The 1,707-nt window shown below is 68.2% G+C and carries 1 protein-coding gene; it reads left to right on the top strand.

Going from position 1 to position 1,707, the window contains the following annotated elements:
• A partial coding sequence (locus DI272_RS00005) for a glycoside hydrolase family 48 protein (protein ID WP_258314851.1) occupies positions 1-1,707 on the top strand: 1,707 nt, incomplete at both ends.

The raw sequence follows: 1,707 nt of genomic DNA, 5'->3' as shown, positions 1-1,707 counted from the left end.
CAACGGGACCATCGCGGCCGGCGCCGCGGTCTCCACCGGCGCGCAGTTCACCTACAGCGGCACCAACGCCGCACCCACCTCGTTCGCGATCAACGGCACCACGTGCGTCGGCGCCCACCAGCCGCCGATCACGGTACTGACCAGCCCGGCCGCGGGCGCCGTCTACACCCAGGGCGACGCCGTGCCGCTCGCGGCGACCGCCGCCGCCGCGGACAACGCGACCATCAGCAAGGTGGAGTTCTACGACGACACCAAACTGCTGGGCACGGACACAACAGCGCCCTACGCGCTCTCCGCCTCAGGTTTGACCGTGGGCAGTCATTCTCTGCTGGCGAAGGCGTACGACAGCCTGGGCGCGTCGGCGGAGTCCACACCGGTCGGCATCACGGTCGCCTCAGGCCCGTCCGTGGTCGCCACGCCATCCCAACTGGGCGTACAGCAGGGCAAGACGGGCACGTACGACGTGAAGCTGTCGACCCAGCCGAGCGCAAACGTGACGGTGACGACGACTCGCGCGAGCGGCAACTCCGGCCTGTCGGTGACCGGTGGGGCCTCGCTCACCTTCACCCCGTCCAACTGGAGCACCGCCCAGAAGGTGACCATCACCGCCGACTCCTCCGGCACCGGGGCGGCGACCTTCGAGTCGACGGCCACCGGGCACGCGAAGGCGTCGGTCACTGTGACCCAGCTGGGAGCGACGAAGGCGTACGACGCCCGCTTCCTGGAGCTGTACGGCAAGATCACCAATCCGGCGAACGGCTACTTCTCACCCGAGGGCATCCCCTATCACTCGGTGGAGACGCTGATCGTCGAGGCCCCGGACCACGGCCACGAGACCACCTCCGAGGCGTACAGCTACCTCCTGTGGCTGCAGGCCATGTACGGCAAGGTGACGGGCGACTGGTCCAAGTTCAACGGCGCCTGGGACATCATGGAGAAGTACATGATCCCCACCCACGCCGACCAGCCGACCAACTCCTTCTACAACGCCTCCAAGCCGGCCACCTACGCGCCCGAGCTGGACACCCCGAACGAGTACCCGGCGAAGCTCGACTCCTCGGTCACGTCCGGTTCGGACCCGATCGCGGCCGAGCTGAAGTCGGCGTACGGCACGGACGACGTCTACGGCATGCACTGGCTGCAGGACGTCGACAACGTCTACGGCTACGGCAACGAGCCGGGCAAGTGCGAGGCGGGGCCGACCGCCACCGGGCCCTCCTACATCAACACCTTCCAGCGCGGCGCGCAGGAGTCGGTGTGGGAGACGGTGCCGCAGCCGACCTGCGACCAGTTCAAGTACGGCGGCACGAACGGCTACTTGGACCTGTTCACCGGTGACGCCTCGTACGCCAAGCAGTGGAAGTTCACCAACGCCCCGGACGCCGACGCGCGCGCCGTGCAGGCCGCGTACTGGGCGGACGTCTGGGCCAAGCAGCAGGGCAAGGGCAGCGATGTCTCCGCGACCGTGGGCAAGGCCGCGAAGATGGGCGACTACCTGCGCTACGCGATGTACGACAAGTACTTCAAGAAGATCGGCAACTGTGTCGGTCCGTCCACCTGCCCGGCCGGCACCGGCAAGAACTCCTCGATGTACCTGCTGTCCTGGTACTACGCGTGGGGCGGCGCGACCGACACCTCGGCGGGCTGGGCCTGGCGCATCGGCTCCAGCCACGCGCACGGCGGCTACCAGAACCCCCTGGCGGCCTA

Origin of the sequence: Streptomyces sp. Act143 (assembly GCF_003143935.1) — a bacterium.
Classification (GTDB): Bacteria; Actinomycetota; Actinomycetes; order Streptomycetales; family Streptomycetaceae; genus Streptomyces.
This window is presented reverse-complemented; position numbering and strand designations above follow the sequence as displayed.